The sequence below is a fragment of the Telluria sp. ZB4P36 genome, from assembly GCF_059685865.1.
The window spans coordinates 104602-125706 of record NZ_JCASIE010000009.1 but is presented as its reverse complement, the minus strand read 5'-3'; the positions used below and the strand labels follow the sequence as shown (position 1 = coordinate 125706).

Annotated in this window: 15 protein-coding genes; 14 read left to right on the top strand and 1 reads right to left on the bottom strand. The window is 67.1% G+C overall.

What is annotated here, in order from left to right:
- Window positions 1-424 precede the first annotated feature (424 nt).
- From AC56LK_RS13980 to AC56LK_RS13935, 10 genes are read left to right on the top strand one after another with little or no spacing between them, the layout of a single operon-like run.
- Window positions 425-1954: an XrtA system polysaccharide chain length determinant gene (locus tag AC56LK_RS13980; protein WP_497185098.1), complete on the top strand. Its 1530-nt coding sequence runs from the start codon at window positions 425-427 to the stop codon at window positions 1952-1954.
- A 19-nt stretch (window positions 1955-1973) separates the two neighbouring features.
- Entirely contained in the window at window positions 1974-2933 is a 960-nt protein-coding gene (locus AC56LK_RS13975; RefSeq protein WP_497185097.1) for an XrtA-associated tyrosine autokinase, read from the top strand.
- Entirely contained in the window at window positions 2914-4467 is a 1554-nt protein-coding gene (locus AC56LK_RS13970) for a TIGR03016 family PEP-CTERM system-associated outer membrane protein (protein WP_497185096.1), read from the top strand. The genes AC56LK_RS13975 and AC56LK_RS13970 overlap by 20 nt, the downstream gene beginning before the upstream one ends.
- A gap of 14 nt (window positions 4468-4481) precedes the next feature.
- Window positions 4482-5516 (top strand): XrtA/PEP-CTERM system-associated ATPase, encoded by a 1035-nt coding sequence (locus tag AC56LK_RS13965; protein WP_497185095.1) that lies wholly within the window; start codon window positions 4482-4484, stop codon window positions 5514-5516.
- Window positions 5513-6409 carry an XrtA system polysaccharide deacetylase gene (locus tag AC56LK_RS13960; RefSeq protein WP_497185094.1) on the top strand — a complete coding sequence of 299 codons (897 nt, stop codon included), beginning with the start codon at window positions 5513-5515 and terminating at the stop codon, window positions 6407-6409. The genes AC56LK_RS13965 and AC56LK_RS13960 overlap by 4 nt, the downstream gene beginning before the upstream one ends.
- Before the next feature lie 17 nt (window positions 6410-6426).
- A complete protein-coding gene (locus AC56LK_RS13955; RefSeq protein ID WP_497185093.1) occupies window positions 6427-7524 on the top strand; it encodes a FemAB family XrtA/PEP-CTERM system-associated protein in 1098 nt (365 codons plus the stop codon).
- A 3-nt stretch (window positions 7525-7527) separates the two neighbouring features.
- Entirely contained in the window at window positions 7528-8721 is a 1194-nt protein-coding gene (locus AC56LK_RS13950) for a TIGR03087 family PEP-CTERM/XrtA system glycosyltransferase (RefSeq protein WP_497185092.1), read from the top strand.
- Window positions 8712-10274: an exosortase A gene (gene xrtA / locus AC56LK_RS13945; protein ID WP_497185091.1), complete on the top strand. Its 1563-nt coding sequence runs from the start codon at window positions 8712-8714 to the stop codon at window positions 10272-10274. Before AC56LK_RS13950 ends, xrtA begins: the two co-directional genes overlap by 10 nt.
- An 11-nt stretch (window positions 10275-10285) precedes the next feature.
- Window positions 10286-11452: a TIGR03088 family PEP-CTERM/XrtA system glycosyltransferase gene (locus AC56LK_RS13940; RefSeq protein WP_497185090.1), complete on the top strand. Its 1167-nt coding sequence runs from the start codon at window positions 10286-10288 to the stop codon at window positions 11450-11452.
- Between the two features lie 57 nt (window positions 11453-11509).
- Entirely contained in the window at window positions 11510-13405 is a 1896-nt protein-coding gene (locus tag AC56LK_RS13935) for an XrtA/PEP-CTERM system amidotransferase (protein WP_497185089.1), read from the top strand.
- A gap of 52 nt (window positions 13406-13457) precedes the next feature.
- Here AC56LK_RS13935 and AC56LK_RS13930 read toward each other — a convergent pair whose 3' ends face one another.
- A complete protein-coding gene (locus AC56LK_RS13930) occupies window positions 13458-14819 on the bottom strand; it encodes a UDP-glucose dehydrogenase family protein (RefSeq protein WP_497185088.1) in 1362 nt (453 codons plus the stop codon).
- 336 nt (window positions 14820-15155) lie between these two features.
- On the opposite strand from AC56LK_RS13930, the gene AC56LK_RS13925 reads away from it, so the two are divergent.
- Genes AC56LK_RS13925 through AC56LK_RS13910 form a run of 4 tightly spaced genes read left to right on the top strand, consistent with a single transcriptional unit; the run spans window position 15156 to window position 21061 of the window.
- Window positions 15156-16343 (top strand): glycosyltransferase family 4 protein, encoded by a 1188-nt coding sequence (locus tag AC56LK_RS13925; RefSeq protein ID WP_497185087.1) that lies wholly within the window; start codon window positions 15156-15158, stop codon window positions 16341-16343.
- A complete protein-coding gene (locus AC56LK_RS13920; RefSeq protein ID WP_497185086.1) occupies window positions 16344-17537 on the top strand; it encodes a glycosyltransferase family 4 protein in 1194 nt (397 codons plus the stop codon).
- 1 nt (window position 17538) lies between these two features.
- Window positions 17539-18519 (top strand): polysaccharide deacetylase family protein, encoded by a 981-nt coding sequence (locus AC56LK_RS13915; protein WP_497185085.1) that lies wholly within the window; start codon window positions 17539-17541, stop codon window positions 18517-18519.
- A 4-nt stretch (window positions 18520-18523) separates the two neighbouring features.
- On the top strand, window positions 18524-21061 hold the full coding sequence (locus AC56LK_RS13910) for an oligosaccharide flippase family protein (RefSeq protein ID WP_497185084.1): 2538 nt from the start codon (window positions 18524-18526) through the stop codon (window positions 21059-21061).
- Window positions 21062-21105: the final 44 nt, after the last annotated feature.

Genomic DNA, 21105 nt, shown 5'->3' with positions numbered 1-21105 from the left:
CGGCAGACCACCTGGCGCCCCGGTACACGCGCGAACTCTTTCGGTCAAGAATCAATTGTGTGGGCGCTTTTGCATTTCCGACATTAAAATACGTATTTGACACAGAGCAATATTCATTAAAGAAACGGTCACGAGTGTACGCGAGACGAGGATCGGGAGCACAGCAAAATTTCCAATCAGAAAACGATTTGGTCGGATTAATGTTGTAATCTTGTAACTTATTGAGGCGAAGCTAGACAACAAGCCGTCCGCGTGTCGTTGCGTATAGGAATTGTGTTGCGGGGACCACCGATTTTATCGTTTTCCCTGCTTATTTTTCCGGCCCGCAATTGCAATTGCTCAGTCAACAAGCGATCATGCAGACTACCTTTTATTGATTGACGAGCTTGCATCTTTTGCAGGCTCTTAGGCGAGAATCCACGACATGGCAGAAATCACAGCCGTAATCCTTAACTTTCTCAAGGCAATCGGAAAGTACCGCTGGCATGCAGTCTTCATTACCTGGGCCGTGGCGATCGCGGGCTGGATCGTCGTACTGAAGCTGCCCAACCAGTATGAAACCTCGGCCCGCGTCTATGTCGATACCCAGAGCATCCTGAAGCCGCTGATGTCCGGCATGACTACCCTGCCGAACCTGACGCAGCAGGTCGTGTTCATGCGCAGCACCCTGATCAGCCGTCCGAACGTGGAACGTGTGATGCGCATGGTCGATCTCGACGTCAAGGCCAAGACCACCAAGGAACACGAGGAGATCGTCGATGAGCTGATGGACAAGATCAAGATCGCCGGCACCGAGCGCGACGACATCTACACCATCAGCTACACCGCGCCCGATCCGAAACTGGGCAAGGACGTGGTGCAGTCGCTGCTGACCATCTTCGTCGAGGGCAGCTTCGGCGGCAAGAAGCAGGATTCGGAAAAGGCGGTGCAGTTCATCGACGACCAGATCCGCAACTACGAAGAAAAGCTGGCGGCGGCCGAGAACAGCCTGAAGGAATTCAAGATCCGCCATATGGGCCTGCTCCCCGCGGTGGGCAGCGATTTCGGTTCGCGCCTGATGGGCGCCAACGAAGCCCTGAATTCGGCGCGCCTCGAACTGGCCGAAGCCGAGCAGGCGCGCAATGCGATCCGCAGCCGCATCGCCGGCGAAGCGGGTCCGGGCGAGACCGTGGCGCCGCCGCTAACCGATCCGGAACTCGAGGCGCGCATCGCCTCCGTCGTCAAGACCCTCGACGCCCTGCGCACCCAGTACACCGAGGCGCATCCGGACATCATCGCCAACGCGCGTCTGCTCGAACAGCTCAATGCCCGCAAGCGCGACCTGGCCAAGAACCGCAAGCCGAGCGCCGACCCGGGCGCCGGCTACAGTCCGATGTTCCAGCAGCTGAACGTATCGCTGTCGGAAGCCGAGGCGCGCGTCGCTTCGCTGAGGGCACGTGTGGCCGAACACGCATCGCGCGTGGCCAACCTGCGCACCCAGAGCACCGAAGCGCCTGCGATCGAGGCACAGCTGGCGCAGCTCAATCGCGACTACGAAGTCAACCGCGACAACTACCAGAAACTGGTGGAGCGCCGCGAATCGGCCAAGCTGTCGGGCGACCTGTCCTCGGCCACCGACATGCTGACCTTCCGCGTCATCGACCCGCCGACCGCACCGCTGGTGCCGACCGGCCCGAACCGCCTGCGCCTGTTCTCGTTCGTCTTCGTCGGCGCGCTGGTCGCCGGCCTGGCCGTCGCTTTCCTGCTGAGCCAACTGCGCCCGACTTTCCTGAGCCAGGTTGCCCTGCGCGAGGCGACCGGGCTGCCGATCCTGGGCTCGATCGGCATGAACTGGACCGAACAGCAGACCGTTCGCCGCAAGCGCCGCCTCGTCGCGCTCGGTGCCGCCGTGCTGGTGCTGTTCGCCATCTATGGGGCAGGCGTGGCCGCCATCCTGGTCCGCCCGAGCCTGTAACGATCACAAGGAGTAGACCGTGAGCATTATCGAAAAAGCAGCGCGCCGCATCGATCAGGAACGTGTCCAGTCTGCGCCGCTGCCGGTGTCTGCACCGCGGGCCCAGGTTCCGGCCCCGGTGGCGGACGCCGATCTCGACGTCCTGGAACCCGTTGCGGTAGCGGCACCGGTCCTGACGCCCCCCGTCGCCGCCCCGGCCATCGAGCTCGATGGCGCGACCGCCCCCGCGGCGCCAGCCCCGGTCGTGCGTCAGCCCCTCAAGGTGGAACTTGATCTGGCGCAGATGCGCGCCAGCGGCATGGTGACCGCCGCCGGTGGCCGCACTCCGCTGGTGGAAGACTTCCGCATCATCAAGCGTCCGCTGCTCAAGCGCGCTTTTGCCGACCGCATCGACGGCGAGAATCCGGCCAATCTGATCATGCTGACCAGTTCGCTGCCGGGCGAAGGCAAGACCTATTGCGCGATCAACCTGGCGATGAGCATCGCCATGGAACTCGACCACACCGTGCTGCTGGTGGACGCCGACGTGGCCCGCCCATCGGTGCTGCGCACGCTCGGCCTGCCGGCCCACCGCGGCCTGATGGACCTGCTGGTGGACGACAAGCTCGACATGTCCGACGTCCTGTTGCGTACCAATGTCGATACCCTGAGCATCCTGGCCGCCGGCACCGCCACGCCGCGCGCCACCGAGCTGCTGGCCAGCTCGACCATGGCTAGCCTGGTGCGCGAGATCGCCAACCGCTATCCGGACCGGGTCGTGATCTTCGATTCGCCGCCACTGCTGCTCACCAGCGAAGCGAGCGCGCTGGCCGCTCACATGGGCCAGATCGTCGTGGTGGTCGAAGCGCAGAAGACGACCCAGCACGCGGTCAGCGAAGCCTTGCGCCAGCTCGAAGGCTGCACCAACGTGAACCTCATTTATAACAAGACCAGGGACATCCCGGGCATCGAAGAGACGTATGACTACCACTACGGTTAAGAGCAAGGCATCTCTACGCCTTGCTCCACTGGCCGCCGCCGCCCTGATGGCGGCGCCGGCCTGCCACGCCGACTGGCGCGTGGTGCCCAGCCTCAGCCTCACCGGAACCTACACCGACAACGTCGCGCTGCAACGCGACGAACTGGCCGAATCGCAGTTCGTCATCGAGTCCCTGCCCGGAATCGCCGTGGTTGGTTCAAGCGACCGCTACAATTTTGCGGCCAGCAGCCTGTGGCGCCAGTTCCGCTACAGCGGCGCCCGGATTCCGGGCACAGTCGACAGCACCTATGAGTACTCGCTCAGCGGCCAGGGCGAACTCGCCCGCGATTTTCTGTTCATCGAGGCGCAGGCCGCCGCGTCCCCGCAGGCGATCTCGGCCTTCGGCCCACAGCTGAGCAACAACCTGTATGCGCTGGGCAATCGCACCCAGATCAAGACCTGGCGCATCAGCCCGCATATCGAACGGCGCTTCGGCCGCACTGCCGAGATGTCGCTGCGCTACACGCGCGATTCCGTCGATGCGGGAGACCTCAACAGCTACGGCAGCAGCCTGGGCGACCTGTTCAGCGCCAGCCTGCGCAGCCCACGGGACGTCCGTACCCTCAGCTGGGGCCTGGACTTCCAGCGCCAGAACATCGAAAACGAATTGGCCGGCCCCTCGTCGAGCACCAGCATCGTCTCCAACCTGCGCTACGCAATGAATCCGCGCTTCGCGCTGACTGCGACCGCGGGCTACGACCGCTACGACTACCAGTCGCTCGGCGGGCGCACAGCCGGGCGCAACTGGTCGGGCGGCTTCGACTGGCAGCCGTCGCTGCGCACTACCCTGAAGGCCTCGTTCGGCCGCCACTATTTCGGCAAGACGGGCGCGCTCGACGCCACCCACCGCAGCCGCCGCACGACCTGGAACATCAATTACGACGATGCGGTGACCACCACGCGTTCGCAGTTCCTGCTGCCGTCGGCGATGGACACCGCCGCCATGCTCGATGACCTGTTCAAGGCTGCGATCCCGGATCCGGTGCAGCGCCAGCAGGCCGTGGCCGACTACATCCGCAACACCGGACTGCCGCCCAGCCTGGCCGACAACATCAACTACCTGAGCAACCGCTACCTGCGCCAGAAGCGCCTGCAGGCATCGAGCGCGTTCGCGCTGTCGCGCACCACCGCGATGCTGTCGGTGTACGCGACCGAGCGCATCGCCCTGTCGCGCCAGGAAACCGACAGCGACCTGCTGGGCAGCCAGCTGGCTTCACTGAATGACAACGTACGCCAGCTCGGCGCCAGCCTGACCGCAGGCTACCGTTTCAATCCGCGTTCGATCGCGAATGCATCGGCAACCTTCACGCGCAACCGTTCGCTTAGCACCGGCATCGAAGACAGTCAACGGATGTTCCGTGTCGGCTACAACCGCGAAGTCGGCAAACACATGCGCGCCGCGGTCGAGGTGCGCCACCAGCGCGGCGGCGCCGGCGTGTTCGCCGGCGGCTACCGCGAGAACGCCATCTCGGCCAGCCTGGCCGTCCAGCTTTGAGGAGCCAGCAAGCGATGTACGAAACTTACTACGGACTGTCCGCCAAGCCCTTCCAGCTGCGTCCGGACCCGCACTTCTTCTTCGGCAGCAAGGGCCACAAGCGCGCCATGGCCTACCTCGAGTACGGCCTGTCGCAAGGCGAGGGCTTCATCGTCATCACCGGCGAAGTCGGCGCCGGCAAGACCACGCTGGTGCGCAACCTGCTGAACAAGATCCCGCTTGACCAGATCGTCGCCGCCCACATCGTCAACACCAGCCTCGATCCGGAAGACACGCTGCGCATGGTGGTCTCGAGCTTCGGCCTGCCCTACGAGGGCGCCAGCAAGGCCGAGCTGCTGAATCGCCTGGAGCAGTTCCTGCGCGGCGTCGACCGCCAGGGCAAGCGCGCCCTGCTCGTCATCGACGAAGCCCAGAACCTGAACGCACGCACGGTCGAGGAACTGCGCATGCTGTCGAACTTCCAGACCGACGACCGCTCGCTGCTGCAGACCTTCCTGCTCGGCCAGCCGGAATTCCGCGCCACCCTGCACAGCCCCGGCATGCAGCAGCTGCGCCAGCGCGTGATCGCCAGCTACCACCTGGGGCCGATGGATGCGCAGGAGACCCGCGCCTACGTCGAGCACCGCCTGGCCACGGTCGGCTGGAAGGGCGACCCGTCCTTCGACGACGATGCCCACGCGGCGATCTACGCCTACAGCGGCGGCATCCCGCGCAAGACCAATACCCTGATGGACCGGGTACTCCTGATGGGCTACCTGGAAGAGCTGCACGCCTTCACCGGGGACCACATCAACGAGGTGGTGCGCGACATCGCAGAGGAATACGAGCTGCCCGAGGTCATGGGCACGCCGGACGCTCCGCTCCAGCAGAATGAACTGCGCACGGTGGACACCCACAGCGGCGACCGCCGCGCCGGCGCCAGCGTGGAAGTGCTCGACGAACGCATGATGCGCCTCGAGAAATCGATCGTCTCGGTACTGTCGATCCTGAAGAAAATCGTCGCCACGCCGCAGGGCGCGGCGGCCCAGCACATGGACAACCAGGAATGAAACTCTACGCACCGGCACCGCGACCCTCACCTGGCCAACCTTCTGCGCCGGGAGAGCGCATCCGGAACGCCATGACCTGCGACGTCGAAGACTACTTCCAGGTCTCGGCCTTCGCGCCCTACATCGACCGCGACTCCTGGCCGTCGCGCGAATGCCGGGTCGAGGCCAACATGGAACGCATCCTGGCGATCTACGAGCGGCACGGCGTGAAAGCCACCTTCTTCACCCTGGGCTGGATCGCCGAGCGCTACCCGAGCATGGTGAAGAAGATCGTGGCCGCGGGCCACGAGCTGGCCAGCCACGGCTACGGCCACCTGCGCGCCTCGGACCAGGACCGTGCCCAGTTCGACAACGACATCCGCTCGTCCAAGGCGCTGCTGGAAGACATCGGCGGCCAGGCCGTGCTGGGCTACCGCGCGCCAAGCTTCTCGATCGGCCACGCCAACCTGTGGGCCCTCGAGGCGCTGCAGGAAGCCGGCTACCGCTACAGCTCGAGCATCTACCCGATCGCGCACGACCACTACGGCATGCCGGACGCGCCGCGCTTCGCCTTCTACCCGCATGGCCCGGACGGCCTGCTGGAAGTGCCGGTCACCACCGTCAACATGCTGGGCCGGAACCTGCCGGCCGGCGGCGGCGGCTACTTCCGCCTGCTGCCCTACGCGCTGTCGCGCTGGATGATGCAAAAGGTGAACCGCGAAGACCGCCAGCCGGCGCTGTTCTACTTCCACCCCTGGGAACTCGACCCGGGCCAGCCGCGCCCAGCCGGCCTGGACGCCAAGTCGCGCTTCCGCCACTACGTCAACATCGAACGCATGGAAGGCCGCCTCGAGCAGCTGGCGCGCGACTTCGCGTGGGACCGCATGGACCGCATTTTCCTGGACAGTAAGTAAAACAAGCGAACCGCACCATGAACTCGATCATCGAAGCCGCCCAGGCCAAGCGCGCCGCGCCGGCGCTGGCCACCGGCCCCCAGACCCTTCACCTCCTGCAGCCGCACGAAGGCGCGCGCTGGGACGCCTTCGTGCGTGCCTGCCCGGACGCGACATTCTTCCACCTGTCGGGCTGGCAGAAGGTCATCGAAGAATCCTTCGGTATCAAGACCTGGTTCTACTACGTCCAGCAGGACGGCCAGATCCAGGGCGTCCTCCCCCTGGCCGAGATCAAGAGCCGCCTGTTCGGCCACTCGCTGGGTGCGATGCCCTTCTGCGTGTACGGCGGCGTGGCCGCCATCGACGAGGGCGCGCGCGTCCTGCTCGACGAGGCGGCCGACAAGCTGGCGCGCGAGCTGGGCGTCGGCCACCTCGAATACCGCGGCATGCAGCGCGCCCACCCGGACGACGCCAGCTGGCACACTAAGGAGCTGTACGTCACCTTCCGCAAGGAGATCAGCGCCGACGACGAAGCCAACCTGAACGCCATCCCGCGCAAGCAGCGCGCCATGGTACGCAAGGGGATCAAGCTGGGCCTGAAGGGCGTGGTCGAGAACAACGTCGACCGCATGTTCGAGGCCTATGCCAACAGCGTGCTGCGCCTCGGCACCCCGGTGTTCCCGAAAAAATACTTCGCGCTGCTGCAGCAGACCTTCGGCGAAGAGTGCGAGGTGCGCAGCATCTATACCGAAGACGACCGCCTGGTGGCCTCGGTGCTGTCCTTCTACTGGCGCGACGAGGTCGTCCCCTACTACGGCGGCGGCATGGACCTGGCGCGCGAAGTGGCCGGCAACGACTTCATGTACTGGAACCTGATGCAGGCCGCCGCGGCGCGCGGTTGCCGCATCTTCGACTACGGCCGCAGCAAGCTGGGCACCGGCGCCTACGACTTCAAGAAGAACTGGGGCTTCACCGCCACGCCGCTGCCGTATGAGTACAGGCTTTACGCGTCGGACAAGCTGCCCGATAACAACCCGCTGAACCCGAAATACCAGCTGTTCATCAAGATGTGGAAGAAGCTGCCGCTGCCGGTGGCGAACTTCCTCGGCCCCTACATCGTGCGCAACCTGGGATAAGACGTGGAAGACCTGCTGCTGCTGATCCACCGGATCCCCTACCCGCCCAACAAGGGCGACAAGATCCGCTCCTACCACCTGCTCAAGCACCTGGCGCGCGACTACCGGGTGCACCTGGCTACTTTCGTGGACGACGCCGACGACTGGCAGCACGTGCCGACCGTCGAGAAGATGTGCGCGAGCAGCCATTTCGCCAGCCTGAACCCGACCCTGGCGCGGGTGCGCAGCCTGGGCGCGCTGGTCAAGAACCGCTCGCTCTCGCTCGACTACTACCGGGATGCCAATCTGCAGCGCTGGGTCGACCAGACCGTGGCCGCCCACAAGATCGAACGGGTGCTGGTGTTCTCCTCCGCGATGGCGCAGTTCGTCGACCACCACCGCCAGGCGCGCCGCGTGGTCGATTTCTGCGACGTCGACTCGGACAAGTGGCGCCAGTACGCCGACAAGAAATCCTGGCCGATGAGCTGGCTGTACCGCCACGAGGCGCGCCAGCTGCTGTCCTACGAGCGCCAGGTGGCGCGCGACTACGACGCCTCGCTGTTCGTGTCGGCGCCCGAAGCCGACCTGTTCCGCCAGCTGGCCCCGGAGAGCGACGCCAAGATCGGCTTCTTCAGCAACGGCGTCGATACCGATTACTTCTCGCCCGCGGCGGTGCAGTCCAGCCCCTACGCGGAAGGCGAGCGCGCCATCGTGTTCACCGGCGCCATGGATTACTGGCCGAACGTCGATGCGGTGCAGTGGTTCGCGAGCGAGGCGATGCCGCTGCTGCGCGCGCGCTTCCCCGACCTGCGCTTCTACATCGTCGGCGCACGCCCGGCCCCGGCCGTGCTGGAGCTGGCCAGGCAACCGAACATCGTGGTGACCGGCACCGTGCCGGACGTGCGGCCCTACATCGCCCATGCGCAATGCGCGGTAGCCCCGCTGCGGATTGCGCGCGGCATCCAGAACAAGGTGCTCGAGGCGATGGCGATGGCCACCCCGGTGGTGGTGACGCCGCAGGCGCTCGAAGGCATCGAGGCCGAGCCGGGCCGCGAGCTGGTGCTGGCGCATGACGCCGCCGGCTTCACCGACGCCGTGGCCGCCCTGCTGGGACGCGCCGGCAACGACATCGGGCTGGCCGCACGCGCCAGGGTCGAACGCAAATACAGCTGGCCGAGCAACCTGGCCTGCATCGGGGAGCGCCTCGAATGTTCCTGAAACCTCCTCCGGGCGTGGTGCAGACGCCCGCCGTCACCCCGACCCCGCTGGCGGCCGCCGGCATCGTCGCGCTGGTAGTGGCGCTGCTGGCACCCTTCCTGCTGTATTCCGGCACCGTGGCCTCGATGGTGGCGACCTGGAACAGCTCCGAGACCTTCGCCCACGGCTACGTGATCCTGCCGATCAGCCTGGGGCTGGTCTGGCGCGAGCGCGCCTGGTTCTCGCGCCTGCCGGCGCGGCCCTGGTGGCCCGGCCTGGTGCTGATGGCCGGCGCCGGCGCCGCCTGGCTGGCTGGACGCATGGGCGAGGTGCAGGTGGTGATGCAGTATGCCTTCGTGTCGCTGCTGCCGCTCGCCGCCCTGACCCTGCTCGGACCGCGCCTGGCCTCGAAGTTCACCTTCCCGCTGCTGTTCCTGCTGTTCGCGGTGCCCTTCGGCGAAATCTTCGTCGGCCCCCTGATCAACTACACCGCCGACTTCACGGTATGGGCGGTGCAGGCCACCGGCATTCCCGTGCTGCGCAACGGCACCCGCTTCGAGCTGCCCACCGGCAGCTGGTCGGTGGTCGAGGCCTGCAGCGGCATCCGCTACCTGATCTCCTCGATCACCCTGGGCTGCCTGTACGCCTACCTCACCTACCGCTCGAACATGCGGCGCGCCGTCTTCATCGGCCTGTCGATCGTGGTGCCGATCGTCGCCAACTGGCTGCGCGCCTACGGCATCGTCATGATCGGCCACCTGAGCGGCATGGAGCTGGCGACCGGCGTCGACCACCTGGTCTACGGCTGGCTGTTCTTCGGCGTGATCATGTTCATCATGTTCTGGATCGGCAGCTACTGGCGCGAAGACGACCAGCCGGCGCCCGCGCCCGTCAGGGCCGCCGATGTCCCGGCAACGACGCAGGGCCCGGCGAAGTCGCTGGTACCGGTGGCGGCCGCCGTGGTAGCCGTGGCTGCCGCCTGGCCGGCCTTTGCCGCCTTCAACGACCGCGCCAATCACAACCCGCATCCAGTGGCGCTGGCCATCCCGAATGTCAGCTGGCCGGCAGCCGCCGGCTTCCCGGACTGGCAGCTCGACTACATGGAACCGGACACGCGCCTGGCGCGCATCTATGGCGCCCCGGATGGACGCCCGGTGCGCCTGGATATCCTGTACTACCGCAACCAGAGCAAGCAGAAGGGCCTGATCAGTTCCGTCAACCGCCTGGTGCCGCCGAAGCATGCATTCCACGAGACCGCCTCGGCGGCGCGTACCGAACAGGCGGGCAGCCACAGCCTGGCGCTGCGCGAAGCGGTGCTGTCCGGCCCGGGCGGACCGCTGCTGGTCTGGCACGTGATGTGGGTGGACGGCGCCTACACCGCGAGCAAGGTGGCCGGCAAGCTGCGCCAGGCCCAGGGCAAGCTGCTGTTCCGCGGCGACGACGCCGCGCTGGTGGCGCTTGCCGCACCCTATGCGGGCGACGATGCCGACGCCGCGCGTGCCACCCTGCGCGCCTTCCTCGGCCGGCACTTCGCCGCCATCGACGGCGCGCTGGTGCAGGCGCGCGGAAAATAACAGGCAGCCGCATGCGCAACGACCTCGATCATCTGACCATGCAACGGCCACTGGTGGTGCACCTGACCTACGCGCTCGACGTCGGCGGGCTGGAAACCCTGCTGGTGGACTGCATCAACCGCATGCCGCCGGAGCGCTACCGCCATGCGGTGGTGTGCCTGACCCGCTATACCGACTTCGCCGGGCGCATCACCCAGCCCGGCGTCGAGCTGTACGCGCTGGGCAAGCCGCCCGGCCTGGGGCTAGGCACCCACCTGAAGTTCTGGAAGCTGATGCGCCGGCTGCGTCCAGCCATCCTGCATACCTACAACCTGTCGGCCCTCGAATACAACTTCAGCGGCGCCCTGGCCGGGATCCCGGTGCGCATCCATGCGGAGCATGGGCGCGACGCCAGCGACCCGCACGGCCTGAACCCGAAGCACAACTTCCTGCGCCGCCGCCTGGCGCCCTTCATCGACTGCTTCATCCCGGTGTCGGAAGACCTGCGCCGCTGGCTGGGCGAGACGGTCCGGATTCCGGCTGCCAAGACCCTGTTCATCAAGAACGGGGTCGACACCGACAAATTCGCCGCCGCCACCGCCAGCCCTGCCTCGCCCTGGGCCCCGGACGACATCGTGATCGGCACGGTGGCGCGCATCCAGGACGTCAAGAACCACCGCCACCTGGTCACCGCCTTTGCCCGCCTGCGTGAACTGGTGCCGGAACAGCGCGAACGCCTGCGCCTCAGCATCGTCGGCGACGGCCCCCTGATGGGCGCGGTGCGCGAACAAGTCGCCGCCCTCGGTCTGCAGGACGTGGTCTGGCTGCCGGGCGCGCGCGACGACGTGGCCGGGCTGCTGCACGGCTTCTCGCTGTTTACCTTGCCCTCGCTGGCCGAAGGCACGCCGGTCTCGATGCTGGAAGCGATGGCCTGCGGCCTGCCGGTGGTCGCCTCGCACGTCGGCGGCATTCCCGAAGTCGTCACCGATGGCGTCGAAGGCACACTGGTGCCGCCGCGCGAGGTCGAGGCGCTGGCCGCGGCGCTGGCCGCCTATGTGCGCGATCCCGAGCTGCGCCGGCGCCAGGGCGAGGCAGCCCGGGCCAGGATCGAACATGCCTTCAGCATGCGCGCCATGCTCGAGGAATACGGCCGCCTGTACGACCGCCTGTGCAGCCACAAGCTGCGCCAGCCAGCCTGATTAAGCCAGGCTGAAGCATTTCAGAAAAAGATCAGAAAAACTTAAGGAACACCCATCATGTGCGGAATTGTCGGCATCCTGGATACCCGCGGCGCTCGCGACATCGACCGCGAAGCGCTGCGGCGCATGAATGAAAGCCAGCACCACCGTGGCCCCGACGAGGGCGAGCTGTACCTGGAACCGGGACTCGGCATGGGCCACCGGCGCCTGTCGGTGATCGATATCGCCACCGGCCAGCAGCCCTTCCGCAGCGGCGACGGGACCATGGCCCTGGTATTCAACGGCGAGATCTACAACTACCGCGCGCTGCGCGACGAACTGATCGCGCTCGGCCACGTGTTCCGCACCAAATCGGACACCGAAGTGATCATGCAGGCTTACCAGGCCTGGGGCGAGGACTGCCTGCGCCGCCTGCGCGGCATGTTCGCCTTCGCCCTGTGGGACAAGAAACGCCAGCTGCTGTTCATGGCGCGCGACCACGTGGGCGTCAAGCCGATGTTCTATTCGCTGCTGCCGAACGGCCTGTTCGTGTTCGGCTCCGAGCTGAAGTCGATCATGACCTTCCCCGAGCTGTCGCGCGAACTCAACCCGCGCGCGGTCGAGGATTATTTCGCCTACGGCTACGTGCCGGAACCGAGCACCATCTTCCACAACGCTTACAAACTCAGCCCGGGCTACTGCATCACCCTGCGCGTCGGCGACACGCAAGTGAACCCGCGGCGCTACTGGGACCTGCCCTTCCGTCCACAGGCGCCGCGCCCGGAAGCCGAGGTCACCGCCGAACTGGCCGCGCGCCTCCAGGAAGCAGTGCTGTCGCAGACCGAAGCCGAGGTGCCGCTGGGCGCCTTCCTGTCCGGCGGCGTCGATTCGAGCGCGGTGGTGGCGATGATGGCGCAGCAGGGCAAGGAGCCCGTGACCACCTGCTCGATCGGCTTCGACGACCCCGAGTTCGACGAGTCGACCTATGCCAATATGGTGGCGCAGCGCTACGCTACCCGCCACCACGCGCAGGTGGTGAGCAAGGACGACTACGGCCTGGTCGACCTGCTCGCCGGCCTGTACGACGAACCCTATGCCGACAGCTCGGCGATCCCGACCTACCGTGTCTGCCAGCTGGCGCGCAAGCACGTGACGGTGGCGCTGTCGGGCGACGGCGGCGACGAGAACTTCGCCGGCTACCGCCGCTACCGCTATGCGATGGCCGAGCACAGCGTGCGCTCGAAGCTGCCGGCCGGGATCCGCAAGCCGCTGTTCGGCACCCTCGGGGCCCTGTACCCGAAGGCCGACTGGGCGCCGCGCGTGTTCCGCGCCAAGACCACCTTCGAGGCGCTGGCGCGCGACCTGGTCGAGGGTTACTTCCACGGCGTGTCGATCATGCCGGACCGGGTCCGCGACGAACTGTTCAGCGACGGCTTCCGTTCGCGCCTGCAGGGCTACCGCGCGATCGAGGTGATGCGCGGCCATGCGAAGAACGCGCCGACCGATGACCCGCTGTCGCTGCTGCAGTACCTCGACTTCAAGACCTACCTGCCGGGCGACATCCTGACCAAGGTCGACCGCGCCAGCATGGCCCACTCGCTCGAAGTACGGGTGCCGCTGCTGGACCATACCTTCCTGGAGTGGGTGTCGGGACTGCCTTCAAGCATCAAGCTGCAGGGCGGCCAGGGCAAGTACATCTTCAAGAAGTCGCTCGAGCCCTTCCTGCCGGAGGACGTGCTGTACCGCGCCAAGAAGGGCTTCTCGATCCCGGTCGCAGCCTGGCTGCGCGGCCCGCTGCGCCAGGCCGTGCGCGAGGCGGTACTGAGCCCGCGGCTGCTGGATACCGGCATCTTCAACGAGCGCTACCTGCGCCACATGGTGGACCAGCACGAATCCGGCGCCAGCGACTACAGCGCCTCGCTGTGGTCGGTGCTGATGTTCGAAGCCTTCCTGCGCGTCAGCCTGGAGCGCTGAAATGCAAAACGCCCGGCACGGTGGCCGGGCGTTTGCCTTACATCGTCAGGCCTCAGGCCGCGCGGCTGACGCGGCCGATCCCTTCGTAGTGCAGGCCATAGGACGAGACCATGGCCGGCTGCCAGATGTTGCGGCCGTCGAACACGGCCTTGCTGGACAGTTCCTGGGCCAGCTGGGCGAAGTCCGGCGAACGGAATTCCTTCCACTCGGTGACCAGGGCCAGCGCATCGGCGCCACGCACCGCATCCATGGCCGACGTCGACATGCGCAGCATCTCGGCGACGCGCTGCGGGCCGTGCTCGGCCAGCAGCACGCGCGCCGCTTCCTCGCTCGCCACCGGATCGTAGGCCACGACCTTGGCGCCGGCCGCGAACAGCTTGCGGATCAGGCGCAGGCTCGGGGCTTCGCGCATGTCGTCGGTGTTCGGCTTGAACGACAGGCCCCACAGGGCGATGGTGCGGCCCGCCAGCTGGGTCTCGCCGCCGAAGAAACGGCACAGCTTGTTGAACAGCACGTCCTTCTGCGCCTCGTTGACCTTCTCGGTGGCGTTCAGCAGGTACATCGGCTGCTCGTGGTCGGCCGCGGTCTTGACCAGGGCCTTGATGTCCTTCGGAAAGCAGGAACCGCCATAGCCGACGCCGGCATACAGGAAGTTCGGGCCGATGCGCGGGTCCAGGCCCATGCCGAGGCGGATCGCCTCGATGTCGGCGCCCAGCAATTCGGCCAGATTCGCCACTTCGTTCATGAAGCTGATGCGGGTCGCCAGCATGGCGTTGCAGGCGTACTTGGTCAGCTCGGCGCTGCGCACGTCCATCTCGACCAGCTTTTCGTGGTTGCGGTTGAACGGGCCGTACAGTTCGCGCATCATGCGGGTCGCCCACGCGTTGTCGCTGCCGATCACGATGCGGTCTGGACGGGTGAAGTCGCCGATTGCCGCGCCTTCCTTCAGGAATTCCGGATTGCTGATCACGGCGAATTCGATGTTCACGCCACGCTTGTCCAGTTCGCCGGCGATGGCAGCGCGCACCTTGTCGGCGGTACCCACCGGTACGGTGGATTTGTCGACCACCACCACCGGACGGTCGATGCGCTCGCCGATGCTGCGTGCCGCGGCCAGGATGTGGGTCAGGTCGGCGCTGCCGTCCTCGTCGGGCGGGGTGCCGACCGCCAGGAAAATCACCTCGGCGTGGGCAACCGCTTCATCATAGCTGGTCGAAAACAGCAGGCGTCCGGCGTCGGCGTTGCGGTTGACCAGCGAATCGAGGCCCGGTTCGTGGATCGGGATGCGGCCATCCTTGAGCATGTCGATCTTGCGGGCGTCGACGTCGAGGCAGAGCACGGTATTGCCGACGTCGGCGAAGCAGGCGCCAGACACCAGGCCAACATACCCGGTGCCGATGATGGAAATTTTCATAGGAATTCAGCTGGAAAAGAGGCACGGATGGCCGGCGCTGCAAGCGAGCCCGGCCGTGAATGTTTCCAACAAGCCTAACAGTGCTGTTAAAAAATTGCAAACGAACTAACTCTATTGTGTCGCGGCATTTGCACACCTAAAACACACGATGTTTCTCGCACGAAACTAGTGCGATATTTTAATTTTTATAAGGTAATATGCTGACTTGCTTTTAACGAAAATGGCATTCCAGCAAGCATTTCCGACCTTGCGGTGCCGGCAGGCGCAGCAGGCGGAAGACCGGTCCGCGCAGCTTTGAAGGCAGTGCCGGAATGCCTGTCCGGTCAAGCCCCCGACATGAAATTACTGACGTTTTCCACCCTGTTTCCGAACGCCGAACAGAGTACCCACGGCCTGTTCGTGGAGACCCGGCTGCGCTACCTGGTCGCCAGTGGCCAGGTCGCATCGCGCGTGGTCGCGCCGGTGCCCTGGTTCCCGTTCGCGCACGAGCGCTTCGGCAGCTACGGCAAGCTGGCGCGCGTGCCCGCGAACGAAGTACGCGGCGGCATCGAGGTCAGTCATCCGCGCTACGTGGCGCTGCCGAAGATCGGCATGAACATCGCGCCGCAGCTGATGGCGCGCGCGGTGCGCCCGGCGATCGGCCGGATCCTCGACAGCGGCTACGATTTCGACGCCATCGACGCCCACTACTTCTACCCGGACGGGGTGGCCGCGGTCATGCTCGGCAAATACTTCAACAAGCCGGTGGTGGTGACCGCGCGCGGCAGCGACATCAACCTGCTGCCGCAATTCCCGGTGCCGCGCAAGATGATCCTGTGGGCGGCCCAGAACGCGCGCGCCGTGATCACCGTCTGCAGCTACCTGAAGGACGAGATGGTGCGCCTGGGCGCCGATCCGCGCCGCATCACGCCGCTACGCAACGGCGTCGACCTGCAGCGCTTCGCACCGATGGATGCGGCTACCGAGCGCGAAGCGGTGCGCGCGAAGCTCGGCCTGGAAGGCTATACCCTGCTGTCGGTCGGCCGCCTCAACGAAGTCAAGGGCCACGACATCATCGTCAAGGCCCTCACCCGCCTGCCCGGCGTCACGCTGATGATCGCCGGCGACGGCCCGGACCGCGGCAAGCTGGCGGCGCTTGCCTCCTCGCTCGGCGTGGCCGGCCGCGTACGCCTGCTGGGTCCGGTGCCACAGACCGAACTGCGCACCTATTACGGCGCCGCCGACCTGCTGGTGCTGGCCTCCAGCCGCGAAGGCTGGGCCAACGTGCTGCTCGAATCGATGGCCTGCGGTACGCCGGTGGTCGCCACCAGTATCTGCGGCACGCCGGAAGTCGTCACCGCGCCCGAAGCGGGCCGCCTGATGCCGGAACGCACGCCGGAAAGCCTGGCCGAGGCCGTCAATCTGCTGCGCGCCGACACGCCGGACCGCGCCGCCACCCGGCGTTACGCCGAACGCTTCAGCTGGGACCAGACCACGCAGGGACAAATCGACCTGTTCCGCAATATCCTCATGGGGCAAACCTGAATGCGCATCCTGTACCACCACCGTACCCGCTCGAAGGACGGCCAGTACGTCCACATCGAAGAGATGATCAATGCCCTGCGCGAGCAGGGGCATGAAGTCGTGATCGTGGCCCCGCCCAGCGCCGAGACCGAAGACTTCGGCTCGGATGCCGGCGCCGTGGCCCTGCTCAAGCGCTGGCTGCCGAAATGGTTCTACGAACTGATGGAGCTGGGCTATTCCCTGGTGGCCTACCGGCGCCTGGCCAGGGCGGTGCGCGAGCACAAGCCGGACTGCATCTACGAGCGCTACAACCTGTTCCTCCCGGCCGGCATCTGGCTGGCGCGCAAGACCGGGCTGCCGCTGCTGCTCGAGATCAATGCACCGATTCTCGAGGAGCGCAGCCGCTACGACGGCCTGTCGCTCACCCGTCTGGCGCGCTGGTCGCAGGCCTATGCCTGGCGCAATGCCGACGTGGTCTTGCCGGTGACGCGCGTGCTGGGCGACATCGTGGCCTCCTACGGCGTGCCGCAGGAGCGCATCGTGGTGATCCCCAACGGCATTAACGGCAAGCGTTTTTCCGAGGTACCCGACGTCGCGGCGGCCAAGCGCGCGCTCGGCCTGGACGGCAAGCTGGTGCTCGGCTTCACCGGCTTCGTGCGCGACTGGCACGGCCTGGACAAGGTGATCAACCTGATCGCCGAAGACCCGCCCGCATCGCAGCGCCACCTGCTGGTGGTCGGCGACGGCCCGGCGCGCGCCAACCTGGAAAAGCAGGCGCGCGAGCTGGGCATCGCCAGCCGCGTGACCTTCACCGGCATCGTCGGGCGCGACGACGTGGCGCGCCACGTGGCGGCCTTCGATATCGCGCTGCAGCCGGCGGTGGTGGCCTACGCCTCGCCGCTCAAGCTGTTCGAATACCTGGCCTTGGGCAAGGCGATCGTCGGCCCGGCCCAGCCGAACATCGAGGAAATCCTGGCGCGCGACCACAACGCCGTGCTGTTCGACCCGGACAGCACCGCTTCGCTGGCGCAAGCCGTGGACCGCCTGTGCACCGACCACGCGCTGCGCGAAAAGGTCGCGGCGAATGCGCGCGCCACGATCGCCGAACAGAAACTTACCTGGCACGAAAACGCCCTGCGCGTGGTCGGCCTGTTCCAGGGACTGCTGCGCCGTGATGAAGCACGACCTGCCGTGGTTTCCTCGCAAAGGACATGACATGACGGCGTACGCGCCCTCCACCGGCATGGGCTCGCGCCTGGTCCGGTACATTGGCGACCGGATCGCCACCGGCAGGCCCGGACAGGGCCGCCTGTGCATCCTGAACTACCACCGCATCCTGGAAGCGGCCGACCCGCTGCTGGCGGCCGAACCGGACGTCGAGACCTTCCGCTGGCAGATGCGGGTGCTGGCCGACTGCTTCAACGTGCTGCCGATGGACCGGGCCCTGGCGGCCCTGTCCAGCGGCCGCATGCCGCCGCGCGCGGTCTGCATCACCTTCGACGACGGCTACCGCTCGTTCCATGACCTGGCCCTGCCGGTGCTGCGCGAGTTCGGCTTTCCCGCGACGGTGTTCGTCACCACCGGCTTCGTCGACAGCGGCAGCATGTGGAACGACCGCATCCTGGAAGCCTTGCGCACCATGAAAGCCGCCGGCCTCGACCTGGAAGACGCAGGACTGGGCAGCTACCCGCTCGACACCCTCGAGCAGCGCCGCCAGGCGGTCGGGGTGCTGACCGAAAAGGCCAAGTACCTGGAGCCCGCGGCGCGCCAGGCCCTGGTCGAGCGCCTCGACGGACTGGCTACCCCGCCGGCGCGCGAGCCGATGCTCACCAGCGACATGATCCGCAGCATGTCGGCCCAGAACATCGAGATCGGCGCGCACACGGTGTCGCATCCGATCCTGACCAGCCTGCCCGACGCCAGCGCCCTGCAGGAACTGGCGGAAAGCAAGCGCCAGCTGGAGGCCATCACCGGCCGCCCGGTGCGCTATTTCGCCTACCCGAACGGCAAGCGCGGCAAGGATTTCGATGAGCGCCACATCGCCATGGCGCGCCAGGCCGGTTTCGAAGCCGCCTTCACCACCGCCCTCGGTGCGGCCAGCGCCGCGGACGACCGCTTCGCACTGCCGCGCAGCCGTCCCTGGGACGTGACCCGGCCCTTCTACGTCTTCCGCGTTCTGCGCTGGCTGGCAGCCTGACACCATGGCTACGATGACAAATACCCTGACTGGCCGCAAGGCCATCGGCATCTCCTTCGCCACGCAGTACGTCGAACTGGGCATCCAGTTCGTGTCGGTGATGGTGCTGGCGCGTATCCTGTCGCCGTCTGAGATCGGCACCTTCTCGGTGGCGGCCATGCTGATGACGATGCTGCACGTGTTCCGCGACTTCGGCGTGATTCAGTACATCATCCAGGAGCGCGAGCTGGACCGCGACAAGCTGCGCGCGGTGATGGGCGTGGCGATCCTGCTGGCGCTGGCGGTGGCGGGCGTGATGCTGCTGCTCAGCGGCCCGGTGGCGCGCTTCTACGCCAACCCGGCGCTGCGCGAGGTCATGCTGGTGATGGCGGCCAGCTTCGCGATCTCGCCCTTCGGCTCGGTAGTGCTGGGCGTGCTGCGGCGCGAAGGGCGCCTCGACGCGATCTTCTACGTCAAGACCTTCGCCGCCCTGTGCCAGGTCGGCGTCGGCATCTGGCTGGCCCTGGGTGGCCATGGCGCCCTGAGCCTGGCCTGGAGCAACTTCGCCGGCATCCTCGCCTTCGGCCTGGCGGGCAACCTGTTCCGGCCGGCCAAGCTGCCCTGGCTGCCCCGCTTCCGCAATCTCGGCACCGTCCTGTCCTTCGGCAGCGTCAGCAGCCTGGGCAACCTGGCCAATATCGCCGGCACCAGCGCGCCGGAGCTCATCGTCGGCAAGGTGATGAACCTGGCGGCGGTGGGCTACTTCAGCCGCGCCACCGGCCTGGTGCAGCTGTTCACGCGCCTGATCGGAAGTGCGCTCACGCCGCTGGTGCTGCCCTACTTTGCCCAGGTGAAGCGCGACGGCCAGTCGCTCGACAAGCCCTACCTGATGGCGGTGTCGCAGCTGACCGCGGTGGCCTGGCCCTTCCTGGCGGTGCTGCTGGTGCTGGCCTATCCAGTCACCCACGCCCTGTACGGCGCCCAGTGGGATGCCTCGGTGCCGGTGGCGCGCCTGCTGTGCGTGGCCGGCATCATCGGCGCGGTCGGCCTGTTTTCCTCGCAGGCGATGGTCGCGGCCGGCAAGGTGCGCTACGCCACCCTGTGCAACCTGCTGGTCCAGCCGGTGCGCATCGCCGCCGTGCTCGCCACTTCGGCCTGGGGCCTGGAAGCGGTGGCGCTGGCCCTGGTGATCTCCGAGTGCATCGGCCTGGTGGCCGTCTGCATCTTCCTGCGCCGCACCATCGGGGTACGTCCGCTGGCCCTGGCGCGCGCCTGCGCCCGCAGTGCCGTGATCGCGGCCTGCGCGCTGGCGGTGCCGCTGCTGGTCTGGCTGGGCGGCTCCGACCACACGGCGCGGGTCTGGAGCGCGCTGGCGCTGGGCGGCCTCGGCGCCACGCTGGGCTGGCTCGGCGGACTGGTGCTCACCCGCCATCCGCTCGGCGAGCACGTGCTGCCCCTGCTCGGCCTGCGCCCCGCTCCCGGCAGCGCGCAACAGCCCGGCCTCAGCCCCGCCGCGCGCGCCAAGCGGCTCGCCTACCGCAGCGGCGCGCTGGGCGCCTGGCACCGCGTCCGCAACCGCCGCAACCTGACGGTGGTGATGTTCCACCGCGTGCTGCCGCGCACCGACCCGCGCTTCGCCGGCGCCGATCCGGAATGGACCATGACGCCGGAAGCCTTCGCCCAGTGCCTGGAATTCTTCCGCCGCCACTACAGCGTGGTGGACGCGCCGCGGGTGTTTGCGGCGCTCGAAGGCAAGGCCACGCTGCCGCCCAACAGCCTCTTGATCACCTTCGACGACGGCTGGGCCGACACCGCCGAATTCGCGCAGCCGGTGCTCGACCGCAACCGCATGCCCTCGCTGGTGTTCGTGGCGGGCGGCGCGATCGGCCAGGCCGACCCGTTCTGGGAAGAAGGCGTGTTCAGCTTCCTGGCGACCGAACCGGATGCGCTGGCACAGGTCGGTGCGGCGCTGGCCGGGCTCGGCATGGCGCCGCTCGGCGATGAGCTGCCGGCCGGCGGCGAAGCGGCGATCCGCGCCGTGATCCGCGAACTCGGCAAGCGCCCGCGCAGCGAAGCGCTGGCCCTGGCCGCGGAACTGCGCCGCCGCAGCGTCGCCGATCACGGCATTCCGGCGATGATGGACGTGCCGCAGCTGCGCCGGCTGGCCGCCGGACACGCGATCGGCGGACATGGCATGAGCCACCAGCCGCTGACCCGGGTGCCTGACCTGGCCCACGAGCTGCGCGCGGCGCAGCAGTCGGTGGCCGACTACCTCGGCCAGGAGCGGATCGCCTCGATGTCGCTGCCGCACGGCGCCGGTTCGGATGCCGTACTGGCGGCCTGCCGCGCCGCCGGCTACCGCTACCTGTTCGACAGCCGCGCCCACCTGAATCGCATCGACGGCAGCGCGGCGCCGGGCCAGGACATCGGTGCGGTGGGGCGCATCCACATCTCGGAGCGCGCCATCGTCGACGCCGGGGGCCAGGTCGACCCGACGCGGCTGGCGGGCTCGCTGTTCCTGCGCCCGGTGCGGGCGCTCGAGCGGCCGCGCACGCATCTCTAGGAACGGCGATGCTTTCCGCCGCAATGTTTAGAGCACCACATGGC

Bases quoted from the DNA above. Each gene is read 5' to 3' on its own strand.
- AC56LK_RS13960 (WP_497185094.1), top strand. From the start codon at position 5,513: ATGAAACTCTACGCACCGGCACCGCGACCCTCACCTGGCCAACCTTCT.
- AC56LK_RS13940 (WP_497185090.1), top strand. From the start codon at position 10,286: ATGCGCAACGACCTCGATCATCTGACCATGCAACGGCCACTGGTGGTG.
- AC56LK_RS13910 (WP_497185084.1), top strand. From the start codon at position 18,524: ATGGCTACGATGACAAATACCCTGACTGGCCGCAAGGCCATCGGCATC.
- AC56LK_RS13920 (WP_497185086.1), top strand. From the start codon at position 16,344: ATGCGCATCCTGTACCACCACCGTACCCGCTCGAAGGACGGCCAGTAC.
- AC56LK_RS13965 (WP_497185095.1), top strand. From the start codon at position 4,482: ATGTACGAAACTTACTACGGACTGTCCGCCAAGCCCTTCCAGCTGCGT.
- AC56LK_RS13970 (WP_497185096.1), top strand. From the start codon at position 2,914: ATGACTACCACTACGGTTAAGAGCAAGGCATCTCTACGCCTTGCTCCA.
- AC56LK_RS13935 (WP_497185089.1), top strand. From the start codon at position 11,510: ATGTGCGGAATTGTCGGCATCCTGGATACCCGCGGCGCTCGCGACATC.
- AC56LK_RS13980 (WP_497185098.1), top strand. From the start codon at position 425: ATGGCAGAAATCACAGCCGTAATCCTTAACTTTCTCAAGGCAATCGGA.
- AC56LK_RS13925 (WP_497185087.1), top strand. From the start codon at position 15,156: ATGAAATTACTGACGTTTTCCACCCTGTTTCCGAACGCCGAACAGAGT.
- AC56LK_RS13955 (WP_497185093.1), top strand. From the start codon at position 6,427: ATGAACTCGATCATCGAAGCCGCCCAGGCCAAGCGCGCCGCGCCGGCG.
- AC56LK_RS13930 (WP_497185088.1), bottom strand. From the start codon at position 14,819: ATGAAAATTTCCATCATCGGCACCGGGTATGTTGGCCTGGTGTCTGGC.
- xrtA (WP_497185091.1), top strand. From the start codon at position 8,712: ATGTTCCTGAAACCTCCTCCGGGCGTGGTGCAGACGCCCGCCGTCACC.
- AC56LK_RS13915 (WP_497185085.1), top strand. From the start codon at position 17,539: ATGACGGCGTACGCGCCCTCCACCGGCATGGGCTCGCGCCTGGTCCGG.